Source organism: Streptomyces sp. NPDC048389 (assembly GCF_040706335.1).
Classification (GTDB): domain Bacteria; phylum Actinomycetota; class Actinomycetes; order Streptomycetales; family Streptomycetaceae; genus Streptomyces.
In genome coordinates this window covers 161,445-182,968 of the sequence record NZ_JBEZKP010000002.1, presented here as the reverse complement: position 1 = coordinate 182,968, position 21,524 = coordinate 161,445, and the positions used below count along the sequence as shown (strand labels likewise).

The following is a 21,524-nucleotide window of genomic DNA, read 5'->3' as shown; positions in this document are numbered from 1 at the left end:
CTGAGTCGGCGGAGCGGACGGGGTGTCATCGCGCGCGGCTCAGTGACTGGAGCGCCGCTCGCAACAGCGGGCCCACCTGCGGCGCGCCCCCCATCGCCTCCGCCTGCGGCGCGACCGCGGTCACCGCCTCGTCCGCCTCCCGCGTCGCATAGCCGAGGCCGGTCAGCGCCGCGTGCAGCTGGTCGCGCCAGGACCCGCTGACCGGGGCGCCGACGGCCGGGGCCGAGCCCAGCGGGTCGCCCAGCCGGTCCTTCAGCTCGAGCAGCAGCTTCTGCGCGCCCTTCTTCCCGATGCCGGGCACGGCAGTCAGCGCCTTCTCGTCCCCGCCGGCGACGGCGATCCGCAGCGCGTCGGGGCTGTGCACGGCGAGCATCGCCTGCGCCAGCCGCGGTCCGACGCCGCTCGCGGTCTGGAGCAGTTCGAAGATCTGGCGCTCGTCGTCGTCGGCGAAGCCGTACAGCGTGAGCGAGTCCTCGCGGACGACGAGCGAGGTCGCGATCTTCGTCTCCTGCCCGATGCGCAGTGTGGAGAGCGTGTTGGGTGTGCACTGGACGGCCATGCCGATGCCGCCGACCTCGATCACGGCGGTGGTCGGTGCGAGCGCGGCGACAGGGCCGCTCAGATACGCGATCATGCGGGACGGCCTTTCGATGCGTACGCCGTGCGGTGCGCGGCGACGGCTTGCTGGAGGCGGTTCTGGGCGGGCGCGCGCCAGATGTGGCAGATGGCGAGGGCGAGGGCGTCCGCCGCGTCGGCCGGCTTCGGCGGCGCGCCCAGCCGCAGCAGCCTCGTCACCATCGCGCCGATCTGCGCCTTGTCGGCACGGCCGCTGCCGGTGACGGCCGCTTTCACCTCGCTGGGGGTGTGCAGGGCCACGGGGATGCCACGCCGGGCCGCGCACAGCATGGCGACAGCGCTGGCCTGGGCGGTGCCCATGACCGTACGCACGTTGTGCTGGCTGAAGACGCGCTCCACGGCGACGAAACCGGGGCGGTACTCGTCGAGCCACTCGTCGATGCCGTCCTCGATCGCGACCAGCCGGCTGCCCAGCTCGGCGTCGGCCGGTGTCCGGACGACACCGACGCCGAGCATCGTCAGCGGACGGCCGGCGACGCCCTCGACGACGCCGACACCACACCGGGTGAGCCCCGGGTCCACCCCCAGTACGCGCACGCAGCCGCCTCCTTCGCTCAACTGTTTGTGCAGGCTATCGGTCGGCACCGACAACGCACGGACGGGCCGACGGGAGCGTGTCCCGTCGGCCCGTCGCACAGGCGTCCATGAGGGTGCGTCAGACGTCGACCTTCTCCATGACCTCGTCGGACACGTCGAAGTTGGCGAAGACGTTCTGCACGTCGTCGCTGTCCTCGAGCGCGTCGATGAGCTTGAAGATCCTGGCGGCGCCCTCCTCGTCCAGTTCGACCTGCATGGTCGGGACGAAGTTGGCCTCGGCCGAGTCGTAGTCGATGCCGTTGTCCTGCAGGGCCGTGCGGACCGCGACCAGGTCGGTCGCCTCGCTGAGGACCTCGAAGGACTCACCGAGGTCGTTGACCTCCTCGGCGCCCGCGTCGAGCACCGCACCGAGGACGTCGTCCTCGGTCAGCTCGCCCTTGGGGACGATCACGACGCCCTTGCGGTTGAAGAGGTACGACACCGAGCCCGGGTCGGCCATCGAGCCGCCGTTGCGCGTCATGGCGACACGGACGTCGGACGCGGCGCGGTTGCGGTTGTCGGTCAGGCACTCGATCAGCACCGCGACACCGTTCGGACCGTAACCCTCGTACATGATCGTCTCGTAGTCGACGCCGCCGGCCTCGAGGCCGCCTCCGCGCTTGATCGCCGAGTCGATGTTCTTGTTCGGGACCGAGCTCTTCTTGGCCTTCTGCACGGCGTCGAAGAGGGTCGGGTTACCGTCCAGGTCGGCGCCACCGGTGCGGGCCGCGACCTCGATGTTCTTGATCAGCTTCGCGAAGAGCTTGCCGCGCTTGGCGTCGATCACGGCCTTCTTGTGCTTCGTCGTAGCCCATTTAGAGTGGCCGGACATCTGCCTGTCTCCTTCGCGTAACCCTTTACGATCCGAACCCGAGAGATCCTACCGGGATCGCGTCACCCGCCTGCGCGCACCATGTCCACGAACAGCCCGTGCACCCGGTGGTCGCCCGTCAGTTCGGGGTGGAAGGAAGTGGCCAGGGCGTTGCCCTGCCGGACGGCGACGATGTGGCCGTCGTGCTCCGCGAGCACCTCGGCCTCCGCCCCCACGGACTCCACCCACGGCGCACGGATGAAGACGCCCTCGACCGGCTCCCCGTCGATGCCCTTGACGTCGACGGCCGCCTCGAACGACTCGTTCTGCCGGCCGAAGGCGTTACGGCGGACGATCATGTCGATGCCGCCGAACGTCTCCTGGCCCGACCTCGGGTCGAGGATCTTGTCGGCGAGCATGATGAGGCCGGCGCAGGTGCCGTAGACGGGCATGCCCGCGCGCAGCCGCTCGCGCAGCGGCTCCATCAGGCCGAACAGGACGGCCAGCTTGGAGATCGTGGTGGACTCACCGCCCGGGATCACCAGGGCGTCGACATCGGCCAGCTCCTCGGGGCGCCGGACCGGCCTGGCCACGGCGTCGGCCGCGGCCAGGGCGATCAGGTGCTCCCGTACGTCGCCCTGGAGGGCCAGAACCCCGATGACGGGGACGTCGGGACTCGTCATCACCAGCCCCGGTTGGCGTAGCGCTCGTTCTCGGGCAGGGTGTCGCAGTTGATGCCGACCATGGCCTCGCCGAGGTTGCGGGACGCGTCCGCGATGATCTTCGGGTCGTCGTAGAAGGTGGTGGCCTTCACGATGGCAGCGGCGCGCTTGGCGGGGTCGCCCGACTTGAAGATGCCGGAACCGACGAAGACGCCCTCGGCACCGAGCTGGCGCATCAGCGCGGCGTCCGCGGGGGTGGCCACACCGCCGGCGGAGAACAGCACGACCGGCAGCTTGCCGAGCTCGGAGACCTCCTTGACCAGCTCGTACGGGGCGCGCAGTTCCTTGGCGGCGGCGAACAGCTCGTTGTTGTCGAAGCCGCGCAGCTTGGCGATCTCGTTCTTGATCTGGCGCAGGTGGCGTACGGCCTCGACGACGTTGCCCGTGCCCGCCTCGCCCTTGGAGCGGATCATGGCCGCGCCCTCGGCGATACGGCGCAGGGCCTCGCCCAGGTTGGTGGCACCGCACACGAACGGGGTGGTGAAGGCCCACTTGTCGGAGTGGTTGACCTCGTCGGCCGGGGTGAGGACCTCGGACTCGTCGATGTAGTCGACGCCGAGGGACTGCAGCACCTGGGCCTCGACGAAGTGGCCGATACGCGACTTGGCCATCACCGGGATGGAGACCGCGTCGATGATCTCTTCGATCATGTTCGGGTCGGACATCCGGGCGACGCCGCCGTCCTTGCGGATGTCGGCGGGCACGCGCTCCAGCGCCATGACGGCCACGGCGCCCGCGTCTTCCGCGATCTTCGCCTGCTCGGCGTTGACCACGTCCATGATCACGCCGCCCTTGAGCTGCTCGGCCATACCGCGCTTCACGCGCGCGGTGCCGGTCTCGGGGGTCTGCGGGGTGGGGGTGACGGACACGGGAACCTCACTCGATGACGACGTTGTGGTGCGTCATCGATGGAACAGGCACCGACCAGTCCGCTGCAAGGGCCAATGAACACCCGGTGGATCGTTTTCGCCGGTCAAACGGCGATCATGTGGCGCCGGACCGCACGGCGGTGGCGGTCGGGGCCGGTCGTGCGGCGCCGGGGCCGGCGGCGGGGGTCACGGGGCGCCGGTCACGGGACGGTCCGCCAGGGCGGTGGGCGGCTCGTCGTCCATCTCGAAGGCCAGCGGGAACGGAGCATGGCCGGCGAGCCGGAACCAGCGGACCGTACGGTGCCGCCGCAGCGCGCGGGCCGCGCGCACGGCGTCGTTGTGGAACCGGCGCGCCATGGGCACTCGGCGCACCGCCTGCGCCAGCTCCCCGGCGGCCTCCTCGCCGCCCGGCACCTCCCGTACCGCCTCGACCTGCTCGGCGGCGCCGAACACGGCCCGGAGAGCCGCGCTGAGCTCGCTCTCCGCGACCTCACGGTGCTCCTCCTCCGCCTGTCGGGCCTCGTGCGCCGCCTCGTAGAGAACGATCGACGCGGCCGGGTCGAGCACGCCGGAGGTCGCGAGTTCCTGCGCGACTGAGGCACGCCGCAGCAGTTGCGCGTCGAGCGCGGCACGGGCCGCGTCGATCCGGGCGTGCAACCGGTCGAGGCGGCCGGCGGTCCAGGAGAGGTACATGCCGATGGCGACGAGCGCGACGACGATCCAGATCAGGGTGCTCACGGGCGGCAAGGCTACCGGTGGGCGCGCCGCACCCGTCCCCCACGGGTCCGGCGCGGGGCCTGTTCCGCGCCGCTTCCCGAACCCGGGGCCACCGCGCGGGCCCCGCGCCTCAAGCGCCGGCGACGCTGCAACCCGCCCCGCCGTCGGGCTCCGCGCCCCGAACACCGTCGAGGCCGCCACTCGCCCCGTCTCCGCGCCCCGAACACCTGCCACTCGCCCCGTCCACGGGCTCCGCCCGCCGGACCCGGCGCCCCGAAAGCCGACGGGGCTGACGCGTCAGCCCGGCGAGGCGATTGAGGCCACCGCGCGAAGCGCGGTACCGGCCCCGGGCGAAGCGCGGGCCGCCCGCCCGGCACGCGGGGCTCCCGGGCTCCGCCAGGACTGAGCACCGGGTCCGGGAAGGCGCGGGGTGGGGAACGGGCCCGCCTCAGGCGTCACCCCGACCCGCATCGCGCCTCCGCCTCCGCCACCGCCACGTCAGCGGCCCGCCACCGCCACCGCGCCCGCCGCGTCAGTCGCGCGCCGCCAGTCCGAACCGCGCCCGCAGCCCTACGCGTTCGTCCGCCGCCACCGACGCCGCCCCGTCCGTGACGGTCTCGTACACCGCCAGAATGTCCGCGCCCACGGTCGACCAGTCGAAGCGCCGCACATGCGCGCTGCCCCGAGCCCGCAGTTCCGCGCGCCGCTCCGGGTCCCTCAGCAGCCGCACCGCCGACGACGACAGCGCCTCCGCGTCTTCGTTGGCGAACAACTCGCCCGCCCCGCCCTGGTCGAGGACCTGCGCGAACGCGTCCAGGTCCGAGGCGAGCACCGGCGCGCCCGCCGACATCGCCTCGACGAGGATGATGCCGAAGCTCTCGCCGCCCGTGTTGGGCGCCACGTACACGTCGACACTGCGCAGCAGCCGCGCCTTGTCCTCGTCACTGATCATCCCGAGGAACTCGACGCGCCGGCGCATGGCGGGCGGCAGGGTCGCGACCGCCTCCTCCTCGTCACCGCGCCCGGCGACCAGGAGCCGCGCGTCCGGGCACTGCTCGAGGATCGCGGGGAGCGCCTTCATCAGGACCGGCAGACCCTTGCGCGGCTCGTCGATCCGGCCGATGAAGCCGATCGTGTTCCCCTGCCACTCCTCCTTGGGCTCGGCCTTCTCGAAGAAGCCGACGTCGACACCGTTGGGGATGACGACGGCGTCGCCGCCGAGGTGCTCCACCAGCGTGCGCCGCGCGTACTCGCTGACCGCGACACGCGCGCTGATCTTCTCCAGGGCCGGCTGCAGGATCGGGTACGCGGCGATCATGGCCCGTGAGCGGGGGTTCGACGTGTGGAAGGTCGCCACAATGGGGCCCTGCGCCGCCCAGCACGACAGCAGCCCCAGCGAGGGCGACGCCGGCTCGTGGATGTGGATGACGTCGAAGGTGCCGTCGTGCAGCCACCGCCGCACCCGGGCGGCTGACAGGAAGCCGAAGTTCAGCCGTGCGACGGAACCGTTGTACGGGACGGGCACGGCCCGCCCGGCGGAGACGACGTACGGCGGCAGCGGCGTCTCGTCGTCGGCCGGGGCGAGCACGGAGACGTCGTGGCCGAGACGGATCAGGTGTTCGGCGAGGTCCCGGATGTGGAACTGCACACCACCGGGTACGTCCCACGAGTACGGGCACACGATGCCGATCTTCACGTCCGGCGCTCCTCGAGGTCCGCGAGCCACAGCCGCTGCAGCATGTGCCAGTCCTCCGGGTGTTCGGCGATCCCTGTGGCGTAGGCGTCGGCCAGCGCCTGTGTCATGGAGGACGTCTTCTCGGCCCGTGTGCCGCTCTCCGGTACGGCGACGGGAGCGTGGACCCGCCCGTGCATGACGGACTCCTCGCCGTACCAGAGGGTCGCGGGCAGCAGCAGCGCCCCGGTGTGCTGCGCGAGCAGCGCCGGCCCCCCCGGCATGCGTGCCGTCTCGCCGAAGTACTCCACCTCGACCCCGGACGCCGAAAGGTCGCGGTCGGCGACCAGACAGACCAGGCCGCCGGAGCGCAGCCGGCGCGCGAGGGTGCCGAAGGCCGCGCCGCCCGAGTGCGGCAGCACCTCCATACCGAGGCTCTCGCGGTAGGCGACGAACCGGTCGTACAGCGACTCGGGCCGCAGGCGCTCGGCGACCGTGGTGAAGGGCACGCCGAGGGCCCTGGTCACCCACACCCCCGCCAGGTCCCAGTTGGCCAGGTGCGGCAGCGCGAGGATCACGCCCCGGCCGGAGGCGAGGCCGTCGGTCAGGCGGTGCAGGTCCTGGATCTCGACGCTGCGTTTGACACGGTCCCTGCTCCAGGTGGGCAGCCGGAACGACTCCATCCAGTAGCGCATGTACGAACGCATGCCGGCTCTGGACAGCTCCCGGAGCCGCTCGGCACCGGCGTCGGGCACCACGCGGGCCAGGTTCGACTCGAGCCGCAGCACGCCCTCTCCGCGCCGCTTCCACGCCGTATCGGCGATGGTGCGGCCCAGCCGGGCCGCCATGGGCTCCGGCATCTTCGTGACGGCGCCCCACCCGAGTCCGTACAGCGCGTCCGTCAGCTTGTCCCGCATCACGGCGCTGTCCCGCATCACGACGCCTCCGCCCCGCGATCGCGCGCCGCGGCCGCGTCGGCCTCCGCCGACTCACGCCGCACGGTCACCACCCGCTGCCCCAGCGTCACGGCACTGCCCACGGCGACGATCCACAGCGCGATCGGCAGCAGGATGTCGATCCCCGGCACGCCGAAACCGTGCAGCCCCGCGAGCCCGGCGGCCACCAGCGAGATCACCAGGCGTTCCGCGCGCTCGACGAGCCCGTTGACCGCCACCGGCAGACCGATCGATTCGCCCCGCGCCTTCGTGTACGACACCACCTGCCCGCTGGTCAGGCAGAAGATGGCCACCGCGCACAGCACGTCGTCGTCACCGCCGCCCGCGTACCAGAGCGCGAAACCACCGAAGATCGCCCCGTCGGCGACCCGGTCCAGTGTCGAGTCCAGGAAGGCGCCCCAGCGGCTCGAGACACCCGCCTGGCGCGCCATGTTCCCGTCCACCAGGTCGGAGAAGACGAACAGCGTGATGACGATCGTGCCCCAGAAGAACTCGCCACGGGGGAAGAAGACCAGCGCCCCCGCCATCACCCCGGCCGTACCGATGAGCGTGACCGCGTCCGGGCTCACCCCGCGGCGGAGGAGAAAAGCGGCGAACGGAGTGAGGACACGCGTGAAGAATGCACGCGCGTACTTGTTCAGCATGGCCTTCCCGAGGGTCCGGTGGGCCGTGTGGCCCGAGCGGCCACCGGCTGGCCCATCGTAGCCACGACCGCCCGGCCGCAACGCCGCGCACCCTTCCCCCGGAGGCGGCGTCGGACATATGGACGCACAGTGACGGGAGTGGAAAGCTCGAAAGACCACCGCGGGCATCGCCGGAGCTGCCCCGGACGCCCTTCGGGACGCCTTCATGGCTCCCCGCCCGCCCGCGGCTTCCTTCCTCGCCGTGCAATCGAGCCGTGAATCGATCGGGAGGCAAGATCATGGGCGACAAGGCACACGCACACCACCCCGGAGCCGCCGGCAGGGCGGTAACGGCCGACCGCCCCGCATCCGTACGGAATGTGGTGCTGGTCGGCCACAGCGGATCCGGCAAGACGACCCTGGTCGAAGCGCTCGCGCTGACCGCGGGAGCGGTCAACCGGGCAGGCCGGGTCGAGGACGGCGCGACGATCTCCGACTACGACGAGATCGAGCACCGCCAGCAACGCTCCGTACAGCTCTCCCTCGTCCCCCTCGAATGGGGCGGCTGCAAGATCAACCTGCTGGACACCCCCGGATACGCCGACTTCGTCGGCGAGCTGCGGGCCGGTCTGCGAGCGGCGGACGCGGCCCTCTTCGTCGTCTCGGCCGCCCAGGAGGCCGACGCCGTCGACAGCGCGACCCGGATGGTCTGGGAGGAGTGCGCGGCGGTCGGCATGCCCCGCGCGATCGTGGTGACCCACCTGGAGACCGCACGCACCGGTTTCGAGGAGCTCACCGGCGTCTGCGCCCGCGTCTTCGGCGGCGACGACCCCGACGCCGTACTGCCGCTCTACCTGCCGCGGTACGGGCCCCGGCACGCCGACGGACACGCACCCGTCACCGGACTCCTCGGGCTGCTCACGCAGCGGCTCCACGACTATGCGTCCGGCGAACGCAGCCAGAGCCCGCCCGAGGACGAGCAGGCACCGCTGATCGAGGAGGCCCGCGGCCGCCTCATCGAGGGGATCATCGCCGAGAGCGAGGACGAGACCCTCATGGACCGCTATCTCGGCGGCGAGGAGATCGACCTCAAGACACTGATCGACGATCTCGAGAAGGCGGTCGCCCGCGGCACCTTCCATCCCGTCCTGGCCGCCGCACCCGCCGTGAACGGCGCCAAGCAGGGCCTCGGCACCGTCGAACTCCTCGAACTGATCACCGGTGGCTTCCCCACGCCCCTCGAGCCCGTACCGCCCACCGTCACCACCCCCGACGGCAGGCCGGGCCCGCAGATCAGCTGCGATCCGAGCGGCCCGCTCGTCGCCGAGGTCGTCAGGACGGCCTCCGACCCGTATGTCGGCCGGATCTCGCTGGTCCGCGTCTTCTCCGGGACGCTGCGGCCCGACGACACCGTGCACGTGTCCGGGCACGGCCTCGCGGACCGCGGGCACGAGGACCACGATGTCGACGAACGCGTCGGCGCCCTGTCCGCACCCTTCGGCAAACAGCAGCGCCCCCTCCCCCACGCCATCGCCGGCGACCTGGCCTGCGTCGCGAAGCTCTCCCGCGCCGAGACGGGGGACACCCTCTCGGCCAAGGACAACCCGCTCCTCATGGAGCCCTGGGCGATGCCCGACCCGCTGCTGCCGCTGGCCATCGAGGCCCACAGCAAGGCCGACGAGGACAGGCTGTCCCAGGGCCTCGCCCGCCTCGTCGCCGAGGACCCGACGATGCGGCTCGAACAGAACCGGGCCACCCACCAGGTCGTCCTGTGGTGCCTGGGCGAGGCACACGCGGACGTCGCCCTGGAACGGCTCCGCAGCCGCTACGGCGTCCAGGTCGACGTCGTCCCGCACAGGGTGTCGCTCCGCGAGACCTTCAGCGGCAGCTCCGCCGGCCGCGGCCGGCACGTCAAGCAGTCCGGCGGACACGGCCAGTACGCGATTTGCGAGATCGACGTCGACCCGCTGCCCCCCGGATCCGGGATCGAATTCGTCGACAAGGTCGTCGGCGGCACGGTGCCGCGCCAGTTCATCCCCTCCGTGGAGAAGGGCGTACGCGCCCAGGCCGCCCGAGGCGTCGCCGCCGGCTACCCCCTCGTCGACGTACGGATCACCCTCCGCGACGGCAAGGCCCACTCCGTGGACTCCTCCGACGCCGCCTTCCAGACCGCCGGCGCCCTCGCCCTGCGCGAAGCCGCCGCGGACGCCCGCATCAACCTGCTCGAACCCGTGGCGGAACTGCAGGTCCTCGTCTCCGACGACTACGTCGGCCCGGTCATGAGCGACCTGTCCGGCCGTCGGGGCAGGGTCATCGGCACCGAACAGACCGCCGGATCCCGCACTCTCGTACGAGCCGAGGTGCCGGAACTGGAAATCGGCCGATACGCCGTGGACCTGCGCTCCATCTCCCATGGCACCGGCCGCTTCAGCCGCCGCTACACCCGCCATGAGCCGATGCCGCAGCAGGTTGCCGACAGAATGCGCGAACAGGCCGCCGCCAACGCCTGAACAGCGCCCTGCCGACGCCGTCCGCCCGCCACCCGCGCACCGCGGGCCGGGTGGGCGGCCGACCTGATCGCCCCCTTATCCGACGGGCGCGCCCTCGATAGGCTGGGCATGCCGACTGGGCCGCCCGGCTCGGAAGGTGTGCGGGGCACGGCAGTTGGGAACAGGCCGCAGTGCGCAATCACGCGGCGATGGGGGCGGCAGTGGCGAACGACCTATTCGATTTCACGCCCGGGGCGCAGGTCCCGCTCATGGGCGCGGCCGGCCAGACCGCGGCGACCCACGCTCTCGCATCGGCCGCCTACCGGGACACCGAACTCAAGAAGATCCTCGAAGCCAACAGCGACTGGCACAAGTCCGAGGTCAAACCGGGAAAGATCTCCCTTTTCGAGCCCAACCTCGGAGAAGCCTTCTGCCGGGCCGTACAGGTCCGCATGCTCGGCGGCGGGCGCGGCGCGCTCATCCAGTCCTTCGGCACCGAACCCCAGACCGTCGTCGAGCACTGCCTCGCCGCCACCCGCCTGCGCCGGGAACGCGACGGCAGACTCACCGCCGTCATGGCCGCGTGCGGACTGCTCTTCCTGCCCGGACTCCTCCTGTGGCTCGGGGTGTTCCAGCTCCGCCGCACCTTCGCCGGCTCACAGAAGAAGAACGCCGGAGCACTCGGCACCCTTCTGCTGGTGGGCATCGGCATCCTCGTCGTGATCTTCCTCGTCCGGCTGCCCTTCGGCGGCTTCTGGGCCTACTACGTCCGGGCCATGCTCATCGCCCCGGTCATCGGCTGGTTCGTCGCCAAACGCATCTGTGAATCCTCCGCCCAGGACCTGCGCGCCCGCTGGGACGCCCTGCTGTCGGGCGGCGGCGTCGGCGCCAAGGTGCCCGAAGCCGTACCGGGGGACCCGGGCGACGCAGCCCGCGAACAGCTCCGCCAGGGCCTGGAGAAGCTCACCGCGGAACAGCAGTCCAACGTCGTCTTCTACGCCGGCCCCAAGGGCATACTCGGCATGGGCACCCGCTGGGGCAGCTGGCAGATGGCCGAAGAACTCGTCTCCAAGGAGCCCGGCAAGGAGATCAACCAGTTCCGCAGCTGGGACGTCATACGGGCCATCCACGACAAGCTCAAGCTTCTGGAACGCGGCCCCCTCAACTCCGGCGGCTTCCCCACGCCCTCGGTCAAGCACTGGATCGTCTCCCCCGTCGGCGAGAACGCCGCCGCCGTCGCCCGCCCCGAGGGCCAGGAGGTCGAGACCTTCCAGATCAAGAGCCACGAAATACAGCGCATCTGCAACCACCAGCAGTTCGGCAGCGGCCACCGCCACTACCTGGGCGTGCAGTTCACCCTCTGGGACGGCCAGCTGGTCATCACCATGTTGATCACCGTGACCGTGCTCCACGAGACCCTGCGCGTCGAGGTCACCGGCCACGCCCTCGGCCCCGTCCACTCCCTTTTCACGACGAAGCCGGAGCCCAAGACCGTGACCGTCAACAAGACGGTCCGCTTCTGGGAGACGGTCGACCGGGTCCTGCCCCTGGTCGACACCAAAGAGGTCGTACGCCTCGCCGTGCGCGCCCCGTTCACCTGGTACCCGCCGCTGCTCGACTTCCTCGGCGGCAAACTGGTGCTCCCCGAGCCCTTCGGCCTCCGCCACGCCTGGGCGGAGAAGCCGTGGCGCCACCGGTTCATGGCCGACGATGCCATGCGCGCCGCCGCACCCGTGCTGCGCGTAGCACACGCGGCCGCGATCAGGGTCCTCGAGGACAACGGCGTCGACACCGAGAACTTCGGCAACCGCGCATCGGTGGTCAGCGGCTTCGTCCAGGCCCCGGCGCCCGGCAAGGCGGACGTCTACGACGCGTAGGGCACAGCCGGGCCGGGGCAGGCGCGCGGGCCTGCCCCACGCGGGCCCGCCGTCCGCTCGGGGGCCGGGAGGGCCGCTACGCGGGCCAGGCGTCCGCGAGCATCTTGCGGGTGTCGCCGAGCAGCTGCGGCAGCACCTTGGTGTTGCCGACGACCGGCATGAAGTTCGTGTCGCCGCCCCACCTCGGCACGATGTGCTGATGCAGATGGGCGGCGATCCCGGCGCCGGCGGCCGAACCCTGGTTCAGCCCCACGTTGAACCCGTGCGCCCCGGACGCCGTCCGCAGCGCGACCATGGCCCGCTTGGTGAATTCGGCCAGTTCAAGGGTCTCGGCAGCGTCGAGGTCCGTGTAGTCGGCGACGTGCCGGAACGGGACGATCATGATGTGGCCGCCGTTGTACGGGTACAGGTTCAGCACGGCGTAGACCCGCTCGCCGCGGGCGACGACCAAGCCGTCCTCGTCGGATTTCGACGGGATGGAGCAGAAGGGACAGCCGTCCCCGGCGCCGGAGCCGGTCGGCTTGTTCTCACCCTGGATGTACGCCATACGGTGAGGCGTCCACAGGCGCTGGAACGCGTCAGGCGTCCCGACCCCGATCTGCTGCTCCGGCTCTGTCGTCATGCGGGCCAGCATATTCGGCGCTGGTGCGGGCATGCGGAGAGGGGCGACCCCTGGGGAAGGGACGCCCCTCACTCGCGGGCTCAGACCTGGACGCGACGCTCCACTACGTCTGCGAGCGGATCACCCCCGCGTCAGCGGGGACCAGGTCACACCTGGATACGCCGGTCCACAGCGTCAGCGAGTTCCTGCAACGCGAGGTCACGCGGAACACCGTTCTTCTGCGAGCCGTCGCGGTAGCGGAAGGAGACCGTGCCGGCGTTCATGTCGTCGTCACCGACGATGATCATGAACGGGACCTTCAGCTTCTGCTGGTTTCGGATCTTCTTCTGCATCCGGTCCGAGGACGAGTCCACCTCGACCCGCAGGCCCTTCATCCTGGCGTCCGCCGCGAACGCCTGCAGATACTCGACGTGGGCGTCACCGATCGGGATACCGACGGCCTGCACAGGGGCGAGCCACGGCGGCATCGCGCCCGCGTAGTGCTCCAGCAGTACCGCGAAGAACCGCTCGATGGAACCGAACAGCGCACGGTGGATCATGACCGGCCGCTGCTTGGTGCCGTCCGGGCCGGTGTATTCCAGGTCGAAGCGCTCCGGCAGGTTGAAGTCGAGCTGCACGGTCGACATCTGCCAGGTCCGGCCGATGGCGTCCTTCGCCTGCACCGAGATCTTCGGCCCGTAGAACGCGGCTCCGCCCGGGTCCGGGACCAGCGGGAGGCCCTGCTTCTCCGCGACCTGGCGCAGCGTCTCGGTGGCCTCCTCCCAGACCTCGTCCGAGCCGACGAACTTCTCGGGGTCCTTGGTGGACAGCTCCAGGTAGAAGTCGGTCAGACCGTAGTCGCGCAGCAGATTCAGCACGAAGGTCAGCGTCGAGTCGAGCTCGTCCGCCATCTGCTCCTTGGTGCAGTAGATGTGCGCGTCGTCCTGGGTGAAGCCGCGGGCACGGGTCAGACCGTGCACGACGCCCGACTTCTCGTACCGGTACACGGTCCCGAACTCGAAGAGACGCAGCGGCAGTTCACGGTAGGACCGGCCTCGCGCGTCGAAGATCAGGTTGTGCATCGGGCAGTTCATGGGCTTGAGGTAGTAGTCCACGCCCTCGTCGAGCTGCATGGGCGGGTACATGCCGTCGGCGTACCAGTCCAGGTGGCCCGAGGTCTCGAAGAGCTTCCCCTTCGTGGCGTGCGGGGTGTAGACGAACTCGTAGCCCTCCTCCTCGTGCCGCTTGCGGGAGTAGTCCTCCATGACCCGGCGGATGATGCCGCCCTTGGGGTGGAAGACCGCGAGGCCGGAGCCGATCTGCTCCGGGACGGAGAACAGGTCGAGCTCGCTGCCGAGCTTGCGGTGGTCCCGCTTCTCGGCCTCGGCGAGGAACTCGAGGTGCGCCTTCAGCTCTTCCTTCGACGGCCAGGCGGTGCCGTAGATGCGCTGGAGCATCGGGTTCTTCTCGCTGCCGCGCCAGTACGCCGCTGCGTTGCGCATCAGCTTGAACGCCGGGATGTTGCGGGTCGTCGGCAGGTGCGGACCGCGGCAGAGGTCCTTCCAGCACAGCTCGCCGGTCTTCGCGTCCAGGTTGTCGTAGATGGTCAGCTCGCCCGCGCCGACCTCCACGTCCGCGCCGTCGTCCGAGGACGCCGAGCCCTTGAGGCCGATGAGTTCCAGCTTGTACGGCTCGTCCGCGAGCTCCTCGCGCGCGGCCTCGTCCGTGACGACGCGGCGCGAGAAGCGCTGGCCGCGCTTCTGGATCTCCTGCATCTTCTTCTCGATGGCCTTGAGGTCATCGGGGTGGAAGGGCTTCTCGACCTCGAAGTCGTAGTAGAAGCCGTCCTTGACCGGCGGGCCGATGCCGAGCTTGGCCTCCGGGAAGAGCTCCTGCACGGCCTGGGCCATGACGTGCGCGGTGGAGTGGCGCAGGATGTCCAGGCCGTCCTCGGAGGAGATCTCGACGGGCTCGACCTCCTCGCCGTCCTTCAACTCGTACGCCAGGTCCTTCAGCTCGCCGGCCACGCGGGCGGCGACGACGGTGCGCTCGGGGAAGAGGTCGGCGGCCGTAGTGCCCGTCGTCACCACGCGCTCTTCCCGCTCGGAATCGCGTTGGATGATCACACGGACGTCTGACACCGGTCTCTCCTGACTGAAGGCGGACGCGTACGCGATTCGTGTTGCGTACGCACTCGGAATCGTACCGAGCCGGAGGGACCGCTCGCGAAACGGTTACGGCGCCCCGAGGCGGCGCCTATCCGTCCGGCTCCTGCTCGCCCGCTTCCCCGAAGAGGTCGGGATTCTCCTGGAGCGACTTCATCAGGCGGTCGCGCTCCGCCTCGTCCACCGGTACCGCTACGAGCCCGGAGGCGTCGGTGAGCCGGCGGAACCCGCCCCTGCTCTCCAGCCGGCCCGCCACCCGGATCGGCAGCCCCGCCAGGTGGGCGTGGCCCGCGGTGCGGTACGCCTCCTCGTCGAGCGCCACCCGGACATGCGGCACGTCGGCGCCGGCCAGGACCCGCAGGCGCACGGTTCCCGCGCCGCACGGGCCCGAGCGCCGCATCCGGACGACCGTGCCGGTGATCCGCACGGGTACGGACGGCTCGCCCTGGAGGTAGCGGGCGCCGGCGGCCCGCAGCGCGGGAAGGTCGCCGGGCGAGAACTCGACGGGTTCCATACGGGCGGCGCAGCCCGGCGGTACTCCGGCGGCCGGTGACCATGCGAGAGCGACCCGGGCCCCTTCGCAGCCGCGTACGAGGGCGATGACGGACTCGGTGAGTTCGCGGCTGACGCCTGCCCTGACCGCCGCGTCGAACGCCTCGGTGCCGCCGGTCGCGCGCTGGTAGTCGATGGCTTCCCTGGTGGCCTGGAGGGCGTGGCTCAGCCGGACGGCGAGGGCGCGCCCTGTCCCCACGGGTACGAACGCGGTGAGGGAACGGCCGCCCGGCGCCGGTCCGACCAGGACGCCTTCGAGGAGCGCCTGCGCGGCTCTGCGGTGGCGTGCGCCGTAGTAGCCGGCGCGTTCGCGCGCGGCCAGTGCCCCGGCGAGCAGCATCTGCCGGGCTGCGGAGCGGAACTGTTCCTGGACGGTCCAGGAGGCGGTGCCGGAGGGCCCGCCGTGGGGGGTGTCGCGCCACCAGCGGATCTCGTCGCTGGGGACGGTGAGTCCGACGAGCACCTCCCTGGCGGAGGGCGCGGCGCTGTGGACGAGGGCGGCGATGGCCTCGCCGAGCAGGTCCTCGCAGTCGGGGAAGGCCCGGCTCTCGGGGACCAGCAGGCTGGTGCCCCCGGTGGCGGGCCCCGGCGGGGTCCAGCGGGTGTAGCGGCCTGCGGCGCCGCCGCGGCGGCGCCAGCCGTGCCGGTCGAGGAGCGCGCCGAGGACGACGGGGTCGACGTCAGCGGGGTCGGGTTCGGCCGCGCCGAGCCGGGGGCCGCGAGGTTCCGCGGTGCTCGGATGGGGGCGCACGTGGTCGTCGAAGGGCCGGTGCATCAGGGTCTCCCTCCCGCCCCGACACGCGTCATGATCTCGCAGAGCGCCCGGTCGTCGAAGATCCGCGAGGTCGGGATGCGCACGGTGGTCCTGCGCCTGCCGGTCACTCCTTGACCGGCCAGGTTGGTCCAGTAGCAGCAGTGCCGCAGCTCGAGCCGGTCGTGGCCGGCCCGCAGCCATTCGTCCTGCGTCCTGGGGACGAGCATCACCACCAGGATCTTGTGCACGGAGACGGGGGTCCGGGCGAGCTTCACCAAATGGTCGTTGTCGAGGGTGAAGGAGAAGGCGGGCCCCGGCGGGTGCGGCGGGATCTGGTAGGTGCACTTGAGCTGCACCTTGATGGTCACTTCGTCGTCGACCTCGTGTCCGGCGGAACCGTGGCTGACGTGCCAGTCGATGCCGTTGTCCGGAAACGGCTGGGAGAGCGAGCAGCCGGCGGCGGCCGCGACGGCATGCAGATAGCCCACCTGAAGCGTCTCCATGCAGGCGGTGGTGGCGAGTGCTCCGCGCAGCGGGGGCGTCCGCTGCGGCTGGGTGCCCCTCCCGCTTGCGGGGGACAGCCCTCCCTGCTCGGGCTGGGCGAGCGCCATGGCAATTTCCTTCCCCGTCATCTGTGTTGTCACCTGCCTGCGTACGGTGCAAACAGCCCGGGTATCACCGATTCGGGCAGTGGCTTACGCCATCTGCCGGCTACGGGCGAGGAGTTCGGGGATGACGGACTGGTTCGACGGCCCACTGGCCGCATTTGACACAGAGACAACCGGAGTGGACGTCGAGGAGGACCGGATCGTGTCGGCGGCGGTCGTGGTCCAGGACTCGCCCGGCGGACGGCCGAGGATCAGGCGCTGGCTGGTGAATCCGGGGGTGCCGGTCCCGCCGGGCGCCGTCGAGGTGCACGGCCTGACGGAGGATCACCTGCAGCGCAACGGCCGTTGGCCGGCGCCTGTGATGGAGGAGATAGCGAGGTCGCTGGCGGAGCAGTGTGCGGCTGCCCGGCCGCTGGTGGTGATGAACGCGCCGTTCGATCTGACGCTGCTGGACCGGGAGCTCCGGCGCCATCGGGCATCGTCGCTGAGCCGCTGTCTGGACCGGTCGCCGCTGTGCGTGCTGGATCCGCGGGTGCTGGACAAGCACCTGGACCGCTACCGCAAGGGCCGCCGGACGCTGACGGATCTGTGCGCGCACTACGAGGTGGTGCTGGACGGCGCCCATGACGCGGCGGCGGACGCACTGGCGGCGTTGGAGGTCGTACGGGCGGTCGGGCGGCGTTTCAACGCCCGGCTGGAGCGGTTGTCCCCGGCGGAGCTGCACACGCTGCAGGCGGTGTGGCATGCGGCCCAGGCACGGGGGCTGCAGGCGTGGTTCGCACGCAGTGGTGCGCCGGAGGCGGTCGATCCCGCGTGGCCGCTGCGTCCGGACCTGCCTGCCGCGGCCTGAGCGCGGGCGGACTTGAGCGCGGACATGAACAAGGCCGGCCCGTCTGCGACGGACCGGCCTCTCCCGGTGGGCGATACTGGGTTCGAACCAGTGACCTCTTCGGTGTGAACGAAGCGCTCTCCCACTGAGCTAATCGCCCGGGAACGCACCGAACCATACAGGGCTCCGCGGGCTTGGTTCAAACTGCTTCGAGGTACGTCTCCAGCCCTCGCCGTCCAGCGCGCATCATCAAGGCGTGGTTGGCGCGGAAGAAGGGGCGGCAGGGAACGGCGAGCCGTCTCATCAGAGGCTTGCGCACCACGACCTCCTGCTCGTACCGGACCCTGGTGCCTCTGCCGCCTGCCCGCAGGGTCCATCGCGACCAGCCCTCGAGGTCTCCGGCCATCCGGATCTCCAGTACCCCGCCCGCCGGATCGCGGAGCTGCGCGCGCACGCTGACGTGCAGGTCGTACGGGAGGAGGGAACGGAAGCGGGCGGTGCCGGAGTCGTCGTCGGCGGGTGTCACCTCCCGCACCTGCGGCCACCAGCGGGGATAGTCCTCGGCCCGGGACAGAACGTCGAAGACCCTGCCGGGTTCGGCGGGCAGGTTCCAGTCGCTGCGGAAGCGGTATCGGCACCAGTCCATGGGCCCAGTCTGCGCCCCTCGGGGCCCGTACTCAGCGGGAATTGAGTATCCGCACCCATGCCGGTGACTGTGGTGGGGGCCACACTGCCGCCATGAACAACGTGCCGTCACCGGCGGAGGAACTGGCGATACTCGACCGTGAGCTGCGCCGACTAGACGCGCGGCGCGGGCAGTTGCTGGCTCGCAGGGCCTGGCTGCTCGCCGCGCTGCGCCCTGCTGCGGCGCCGCCCGCGACGCCGCCGGCCGGCTTCGGCCGACCGGTCGCGTCACCCACGGCGCCCGAGACGTCGGCTCCGGGTGTGCAGAACCTGCTGCTGACGCTCGGCGGCCTGCTGCTGGCCATCGCGGCGATCGCCTTCACCCTGGTCAGCTGGGGCGAGATGGGCATCGGCGGGCGCGCCGCGGTCCTGGGGGTGGTGACGGTCGCGGCCCTCGGCACGCCGGCCGTCCTGCTGCACCGGGGCCTGGTCGCCACGGCGGAGTCCGTGGCCGTGCTGGGTCTGGTGCTGACGGTGCTCGACGCGTACGCCTTGCACCGGACGGTGCTGGCGGGCACGGACGGGCTCGGTTACGCGTCCTTGGCGTCGGCGGCACTGGCAACGCTGTGGTCCGGGTACGGGGTGTCGCTGCCCCGCCTGCGTTCGCCGCTGCCGGCGGCCGTGGCGGCCGCCCAGCTCCCGCTGCCCCTGTGGGCGCTGACCGCGGACGCCGCCGCACCGCCCATGGAGTGGGCGCTGCTGCTCACCGCCGTGCCGGCCATGGCAGTGGCGCTGTGGACGCGGCCGGGCGGTGTGCGGGCCGTCGCGTGGGCGGGGGCTGCCGCGACGGGTGGCGGGGCGATGCTGATGGGGGTGTTCCTGACGTGGGTGGCGGACGGTGCGGCGGGTGCCGCGGGGCCGGCTGTGCTGCTGGTCGTGGCGGCGGCGGTCGCGCTGTTCGCCGCGTGGCGGGTGCCTGCCGCCGGCTGGGTCTCCGCCGTGTCGGTCCTGGCGGTGGTGGCGGGCGTCGGCGGTGTGGTCCGCACGGCGGTGCCGGACGGCTGGGCGGTCACCGGTTGCCTGCTGTGCGCGGTGGCCGCGCTGGCTGCCGCGCGCGCCGTGCTGCCGGGGCGGCTGCTGCCCGGTGCGGCGGTCGCGGCCGGGGCGGTGCACCTGGCCGCGGTGGTGACGGCGCTGCCCCTTGCGGTGCTGGCGCTCGCGGGGCCGGCCGCCACCTCGGCGGACATCTGGTCCGGTGTGCCGTCGCTGCTGGAGCCGGATACGACGGCGGCGAGTCTGCTTCCGTCCCCTGTCGTGCTGCTGATCACCGCGGCGGTCCTGGTCGCGGCCTCGCGTCACCACGGCCCGGCGACCGCTCCGCCGATCGCGTCCACCGCGCCGGCTGCCGGGACTCCCGGGCCCCGGCCACCGTCCGCCGCGCGGCGGGGCGGCCCGCTCCGCGGTGCCGCTCGGTGCGGGGCCCTGGTGTCGGCGTGGGCGGCGCTCACGGTCGTGCCGGTCGTGTTCGGCTTCGTCCACGCCGCGGCCGTCACGTGGCAGCTGGTGCTGACGGCGGCGGTCCTCGCCGTCGGAGTCCGCCGGTCCGGCACCGTGGCGACCACCGCGCTGGTGTGTGCGCTCGGCGGGTCGGTGAGCGTCGCCCTGCTGTCGCTCGCGACGCGGCCGGGGACCTTCGCCGTGCTCGGTGCCCTGGTCCTGGCGCTCGCGTCCGCCGCGCTGCGCACCCGTGGCGCCGTGCAGGCGCTGCTCGCCTGCGCGGCGACGCTCTACGGGGCCGCCTTCACCGGTGCGGCGGCAGCGGCCCGGGAGCTGCCGCCGCACCGCGCCGCGCTGCTCCTCCTGGCCGTGCCGGCGGTGACCGCCCTGCTCGGTGCCGTACTGCGGCGCCGCCCGGCCGCGCTGCCGGTGGAGATCACCGGCGCGGCCGTGTGTCTCGTCGCGACGGCCCTCGCGGCCGGGGACGCACCGGCGCTGGCGCTGGTCCTCGCGCTGGCCGGCGTGATCGCCGCGGGTACGGCCGTCCGCCCGGAGCGGCGCCCGGCCGCCGGGATCGTCGCGGCGGTCCTGTTCGTGGCGGCGACGTGGGTGCGGCTCGCGGCCTCGGACGTGGCGTCCCCCGAGGCGTACACGCTGCCCGTCTCCGCCGCGGCGCTCGCCATCGGCGTGCTGCGGCGCCGCAGGGACCCTCTGGCGTCGTCGTGGGCGGCGTACGGGCCCGGCCTGGCCGCGACCCTGGTGCCGAGCCTCGTCGCCGCCTGGGGCGACGGGCACTGGCCGCGTCCGCTGCTGCTGGGGCTCGGGGCGCTGGCGGTGACCCTGGCGGGGGCCCGGTGGCGGCTGCAGGCGCTGCTGGTGCTCGGCGGCACCGTGCTGACATCGGTCGCGCTGCACGAGCTGGCGCCGTACGTGGTGCAGGTCGTCGGAGCGCTGCCCCGCTGGCTGCCGCCGGCCTTCGCCGGACTGCTGCTGCTCGCGGTGGGGGCGACGTACGAGCAGCGGTTGCGGGACGCCCGCAGGCTGCGGGACCGCCTGAGCAGAATGCGGTGACGGGCGGGGCCTGATGCCTGGATGCCGAACGCCCCGGAGACTCGGAAGTCTCCGGGGCGTTCGGTCCGGGTGGTGGGCGATACTGGGTTCGAACCAGTGACCTCTTCGGTGTGAACGAAGCGCTCTCCCACTGAGCTAATCGCCCGGGCGCACGGCAAACATTACCGCATGTCAGCGGGTGCCCCGGACCGTTTCAACGGTCACCAACGGACCTTCCACGGCATGGCGAGACCGAACTTCCAGAGGTAGACGGCGCAGAGCACCGTGACGATGACGAGACCGGTCGTGGTGAGGATGATGTTGCGCCGCCGGACTCGGGGGTCGAGCGCGCGCTGTGCCGCCTCGGTGACCTTGCGTTTGGTCCAGCGCAACACCAGTTGGGCCCAGACGAACTCGGTCGCCCAGATCGCCATGCCGCCGAAGATCACGACCCAGCCGGGGCCGGGGAGCACCAGCATGGACACGCCGGCGAGGACGACGGCGAGACCGACGACGAAGACACCGACCTGCCAGCTCACATGCAGCGGCCTGGATCGCTTGATGAAGTGCGGCGCCCTGGAGCCGAGCGCTCGTTCCTCCTTCACGACCGCCGGGACCCGCTCCGCCGTCCCCGTCGTCACGTCCCCCGTCACGGGGAGGGCCGCCGTCGCCGCGGCGGCCTCGCCCCGCTCGTCACTCTGCGCGTTCATAGCTCCAAACCTACCGGATCGACCTCGATCACCGGAATGGCCGTATAACGCAAAGTAATACACCGCCGTACGAGCGACCTGAAGGACCCCAAAACGGTCAGAGGGGTTTACAACGGCACCCCGGGTGGCATGTCGATTTCGCCGACGTGCGAATCCCCGAGCGCACACTGAGCGAAAGGCCCTGGC

19 protein-coding genes and 2 tRNA genes are annotated in these 21,524 nt (G+C 71.7%); 4 read left to right on the top strand and 17 right to left on the bottom strand.

Going from position 1 to position 21,524, the window contains the following annotated elements:
- Positions 1–25 precede the first annotated feature (25 nt).
- The 9 genes from ruvA to pgsA all read right to left on the bottom strand — a co-directional run bounded on the left by ruvA (position 26) and on the right by pgsA (position 7,603).
- On the bottom strand, positions 26–634 hold the full coding sequence (gene ruvA / locus AB0903_RS02635; RefSeq protein WP_366698194.1) for a Holliday junction branch migration protein RuvA: 609 nt from the start codon (positions 632–634) through the stop codon (positions 26–28).
- A complete protein-coding gene (gene ruvC, locus AB0903_RS02630) occupies positions 631–1,173 on the bottom strand; it encodes a crossover junction endodeoxyribonuclease RuvC (protein WP_366698192.1) in 543 nt (180 codons plus the stop codon). The genes ruvA and ruvC overlap by 4 nt, the downstream gene beginning before the upstream one ends.
- A 118-nt stretch (positions 1,174–1,291) precedes the next feature.
- The gene (locus AB0903_RS02625) at positions 1,292–2,044 is read right to left on the bottom strand and encodes a YebC/PmpR family DNA-binding transcriptional regulator (protein ID WP_366698190.1); all 753 of its coding nucleotides are present in this window, start codon (positions 2,042–2,044) and stop codon (positions 1,292–1,294) included.
- 62 nt (positions 2,045–2,106) lie between these two features.
- Complete coding sequence (gene pdxT, locus AB0903_RS02620) at positions 2,107–2,706, bottom strand: pyridoxal 5'-phosphate synthase glutaminase subunit PdxT (protein WP_366698188.1); 600 nt, start codon at positions 2,704–2,706, stop codon at positions 2,107–2,109.
- The gene (gene pdxS, locus AB0903_RS02615; RefSeq protein WP_366698187.1) at positions 2,706–3,614 is read right to left on the bottom strand and encodes a pyridoxal 5'-phosphate synthase lyase subunit PdxS; all 909 of its coding nucleotides are present in this window, start codon (positions 3,612–3,614) and stop codon (positions 2,706–2,708) included. The genes pdxT and pdxS overlap by 1 nt, the downstream gene beginning before the upstream one ends.
- Before the next feature lie 186 nt (positions 3,615–3,800).
- Positions 3,801–4,307 (bottom strand): hypothetical protein, encoded by a 507-nt coding sequence (locus AB0903_RS02610; RefSeq protein ID WP_366698412.1) that lies wholly within the window; start codon positions 4,305–4,307, stop codon positions 3,801–3,803.
- Between the two features lie 556 nt (positions 4,308–4,863).
- Complete coding sequence (locus AB0903_RS02605) at positions 4,864–6,027, bottom strand: glycosyltransferase family 4 protein (RefSeq protein WP_366698185.1); 1,164 nt, start codon at positions 6,025–6,027, stop codon at positions 4,864–4,866.
- Entirely contained in the window at positions 6,024–6,920 is an 897-nt protein-coding gene (locus tag AB0903_RS02600; RefSeq protein ID WP_366698411.1) for a phosphatidylinositol mannoside acyltransferase, read from the bottom strand. Before AB0903_RS02600 ends, AB0903_RS02605 begins: the two co-directional genes overlap by 4 nt.
- A 17-nt stretch (positions 6,921–6,937) precedes the next feature.
- A complete protein-coding gene (pgsA, locus tag AB0903_RS02595) occupies positions 6,938–7,603 on the bottom strand; it encodes a phosphatidylinositol phosphate synthase (protein ID WP_366698183.1) in 666 nt (221 codons plus the stop codon).
- Positions 7,604–7,881: 278 nt separating this feature from the next.
- Between pgsA and AB0903_RS02590 the strand changes: the two genes are divergently transcribed.
- Both AB0903_RS02590 and AB0903_RS02585 read left to right on the top strand, forming a co-directional pair.
- Complete coding sequence (locus AB0903_RS02590) at positions 7,882–10,092, top strand: elongation factor G-like protein EF-G2 (RefSeq protein ID WP_366698409.1); 2,211 nt, start codon at positions 7,882–7,884, stop codon at positions 10,090–10,092.
- 200 nt (positions 10,093–10,292) lie between these two features.
- Positions 10,293–11,948 carry a hypothetical protein gene (locus AB0903_RS02585; protein WP_366698181.1) on the top strand — a complete coding sequence of 552 codons (1,656 nt, stop codon included), beginning with the start codon at positions 10,293–10,295 and terminating at the stop codon, positions 11,946–11,948.
- 76 nt (positions 11,949–12,024) lie between these two features.
- Here AB0903_RS02585 and AB0903_RS02580 read toward each other — a convergent pair whose 3' ends face one another.
- The 4 genes from AB0903_RS02580 to AB0903_RS02565 form a co-directional block, all read right to left on the bottom strand.
- Entirely contained in the window at positions 12,025–12,582 is a 558-nt protein-coding gene (locus AB0903_RS02580; protein WP_366698407.1) for an HIT domain-containing protein, read from the bottom strand.
- Between the two features lie 134 nt (positions 12,583–12,716).
- The gene (thrS, locus tag AB0903_RS02575; protein ID WP_366698179.1) at positions 12,717–14,690 is read right to left on the bottom strand and encodes a threonine--tRNA ligase; all 1,974 of its coding nucleotides are present in this window, start codon (positions 14,688–14,690) and stop codon (positions 12,717–12,719) included.
- Between the two features lie 115 nt (positions 14,691–14,805).
- Positions 14,806–16,044, bottom strand: a complete 1,239-nt coding sequence (locus AB0903_RS02570) for a hypothetical protein (RefSeq protein WP_366698405.1) — start codon at positions 16,042–16,044, stop codon at positions 14,806–14,808.
- Positions 16,041–16,631: a DUF4365 domain-containing protein gene (locus AB0903_RS02565; RefSeq protein ID WP_366698177.1), complete on the bottom strand. Its 591-nt coding sequence runs from the start codon at positions 16,629–16,631 to the stop codon at positions 16,041–16,043. The genes AB0903_RS02570 and AB0903_RS02565 overlap by 4 nt, the downstream gene beginning before the upstream one ends.
- Positions 16,632–16,752: 121 nt before the next feature.
- On the opposite strand from AB0903_RS02565, the gene AB0903_RS02560 reads away from it, so the two are divergent.
- On the top strand, positions 16,753–17,478 hold the full coding sequence (locus AB0903_RS02560) for a 3'-5' exonuclease (protein ID WP_366698175.1): 726 nt from the start codon (positions 16,753–16,755) through the stop codon (positions 17,476–17,478).
- A 67-nt stretch (positions 17,479–17,545) separates the two neighbouring features.
- Here the strand turns inward: AB0903_RS02560 and AB0903_RS02555 are convergent.
- Positions 17,546–17,617 (bottom strand) — tRNA-Val (locus tag AB0903_RS02555).
- A gap of 39 nt (positions 17,618–17,656) precedes the next feature.
- Positions 17,657–18,103, bottom strand: a complete 447-nt coding sequence (locus AB0903_RS02550) for an SRPBCC family protein (RefSeq protein ID WP_366698173.1) — start codon at positions 18,101–18,103, stop codon at positions 17,657–17,659.
- Positions 18,104–18,195: 92 nt separating this feature from the next.
- Here AB0903_RS02550 and AB0903_RS02545 point away from each other — a divergent pair, with 92 nt between their 5' ends.
- On the top strand, positions 18,196–20,649 hold the full coding sequence (locus AB0903_RS02545) for a hypothetical protein (protein WP_366698171.1): 2,454 nt from the start codon (positions 18,196–18,198) through the stop codon (positions 20,647–20,649).
- A 70-nt stretch (positions 20,650–20,719) separates the two neighbouring features.
- Here AB0903_RS02545 and AB0903_RS02540 read toward each other — a convergent pair.
- Together AB0903_RS02540 and AB0903_RS02535 are read right to left on the bottom strand one after the other, a co-directional pair.
- Positions 20,720–20,794 (bottom strand) — tRNA-Val (locus AB0903_RS02540).
- A 55-nt stretch (positions 20,795–20,849) separates the two neighbouring features.
- Positions 20,850–21,338 carry a TIGR02611 family protein gene (locus AB0903_RS02535; RefSeq protein WP_366698169.1) on the bottom strand — a complete coding sequence of 163 codons (489 nt, stop codon included), beginning with the start codon at positions 21,336–21,338 and terminating at the stop codon, positions 20,850–20,852.
- Positions 21,339–21,524 lie beyond the last annotated feature (186 nt).

Excerpts from the sequence above, each read along its gene's own strand:
- ruvA (WP_366698194.1), bottom strand. The coding sequence starts at position 634 with ATGATCGCGTATCTGAGCGGCCCTGTCGCCGCGCTCGCACCGACCACC.
- AB0903_RS02625 (WP_366698190.1), bottom strand. The coding sequence starts at position 2,044 with ATGTCCGGCCACTCTAAATGGGCTACGACGAAGCACAAGAAGGCCGTG.
- pdxT (WP_366698188.1), bottom strand. The coding sequence starts at position 2,706 with ATGACGAGTCCCGACGTCCCCGTCATCGGGGTTCTGGCCCTCCAGGGC.
- AB0903_RS02610 (WP_366698412.1), bottom strand. The coding sequence starts at position 4,307 with ATGTACCTCTCCTGGACCGCCGGCCGCCTCGACCGGTTGCACGCCCGG.
- AB0903_RS02600 (WP_366698411.1), bottom strand. The coding sequence starts at position 6,920 with ATGCGGGACAAGCTGACGGACGCGCTGTACGGACTCGGGTGGGGCGCC.
- pgsA (WP_366698183.1), bottom strand. The coding sequence starts at position 7,603 with ATGCTGAACAAGTACGCGCGTGCATTCTTCACGCGTGTCCTCACTCCG.
- AB0903_RS02590 (WP_366698409.1), top strand. The coding sequence starts at position 7,882 with ATGGGCGACAAGGCACACGCACACCACCCCGGAGCCGCCGGCAGGGCG.
- AB0903_RS02580 (WP_366698407.1), bottom strand. The coding sequence starts at position 12,582 with ATGCTGGCCCGCATGACGACAGAGCCGGAGCAGCAGATCGGGGTCGGG.
- AB0903_RS02565 (WP_366698177.1), bottom strand. The coding sequence starts at position 16,631 with ATGGCGCTCGCCCAGCCCGAGCAGGGAGGGCTGTCCCCCGCAAGCGGG.
- AB0903_RS02560 (WP_366698175.1), top strand. The coding sequence starts at position 16,753 with ATGACGGACTGGTTCGACGGCCCACTGGCCGCATTTGACACAGAGACA.
- AB0903_RS02550 (WP_366698173.1), bottom strand. The coding sequence starts at position 18,103 with ATGGACTGGTGCCGATACCGCTTCCGCAGCGACTGGAACCTGCCCGCC.
- AB0903_RS02545 (WP_366698171.1), top strand. The coding sequence starts at position 18,196 with ATGAACAACGTGCCGTCACCGGCGGAGGAACTGGCGATACTCGACCGT.
- AB0903_RS02535 (WP_366698169.1), bottom strand. The coding sequence starts at position 21,338 with ATGAACGCGCAGAGTGACGAGCGGGGCGAGGCCGCCGCGGCGACGGCG.